This is a genomic window from Nocardia paucivorans NBRC 100373, from assembly GCF_000308675.1.
GTDB lineage: Bacteria > Actinomycetota > Actinomycetes > Mycobacteriales > Mycobacteriaceae > Nocardia > Nocardia paucivorans.
In genome coordinates, this window is the sequence record NZ_BAGE01000101.1 from 1 (window position 1) to 1,173 (window position 1,173).

Consider the following 1,173-nt stretch of genomic DNA (forward strand, 5'->3'; position numbering starts at 1 on the left):
TTCCCGCGACCGGTCGGTGAGCTCGCGCAGTTGTTGTTTGGTCTCGTAAAGCTCTTTCGCGGTTTTCTTCAGATACCGGCGTAGCTCGTCGTTGTCGGCCATCGGGGTGGGGCTCCTGATCTTGCTGGTTCGGCTGAGGTGATCGGGGTGATTCAGCCGAGGTTGTCGATGAAGTCGAACAATTCGCGGTCGTCCGCGTCGTCGAGGTTGTCGACGGTGTCGTCCGGGTCGATTCCGCCGACGTCCTTGCCTTCGAGTTCGCGGACGAGCGCGGTCAATCTGCTTGCCAGTTCCGCACGGTCCTCGGGGGACAGCGCGGCCGCTGTGCACTCGCGCGCCAGCGATTCGATCTCGGCCCCGAGGCGCTGTGCCGGGTCGTCGACCGGGGCTATCTCCCGGCGGATGAACCCGGCCAACGCTTCCGGGGTGGGGTAGTCGAACATCGCGGTGGTGGGCAGTTGCAGACCGATCGCGGTGCGTAGTCGGTTGCGGAATTCCATGACACCGAGCGAGTCGAATCCGATATCGCTGAACGGTTTATCCGGGGCGGTGGCGTCCGCACTGGTGTGTCCCAGTACGGCCGCGGCCTGGGTGCGGATCACGTCGAGAATGAGCCGTTCCTGTTCCGCGGTGGAAAGGCCCGCCAGTTGCGCCGCCGGATTCGGCGGTTCGCTCGGCGCCTCGGCCGCCCGGCGACGTGTCGGACGGACCAGACCGCGCATGACCGCACGCACGTGGTTCGGGTCCGCTTCTCCCAGTGCGGCGCGGTCGATCCGCACCGCCGCGAATACCGCCCGGCCGCCCGCCATCGCGGCGTCGAACATCCGCATACCGTCCGTATCTCCCAACGGCAGCAGACCTTCCCGCCGCAGACGAACCAGATCGGCCTCGCCCAAACCGCTCGTCATACCGCTGCTCTGCTGCCATGGCCCCCACACCACCGAGGTCGCTGGCAGTCCGCGGGTGTGGCGGTGGTGGGCCAGGGCGTCGAGGAACGTATTGGCGGCGGCGTAGTTCGCCTGACCGGGGTTGCCGATCACCCCCGCGATCGAGGAGTAGAGCACGAATGCCGACAGGTCCAGGTGTTCGGTGGCCGCGTGCAGATTCCATGCGGCATCCACCTTCGGTCGCAGCACCTCGGTCAATCGTTCCGGGGTCAGGGTGGCGAACAGA

The 1,173-nt window shown here is 66.6% G+C and carries 2 protein-coding genes; both read right to left on the reverse strand.

Features of this window, described 5'->3' with window-relative positions; translation table 11 throughout:
• Nucleotides 1–102: polyketide synthase docking domain-containing protein (locus ON32_RS30920; protein ID WP_157224301.1), on the reverse strand; the 102-nt coding region annotated here is incomplete at its 3' end.
• Nucleotides 103–152: 50 nt separating this feature from the next.
• Nucleotides 153–1,173, reverse strand: a 1,021-nt coding sequence (locus ON32_RS23455; protein ID WP_040793190.1) for a beta-ketoacyl reductase, incomplete at its 5' end; no start/stop codon positions are given.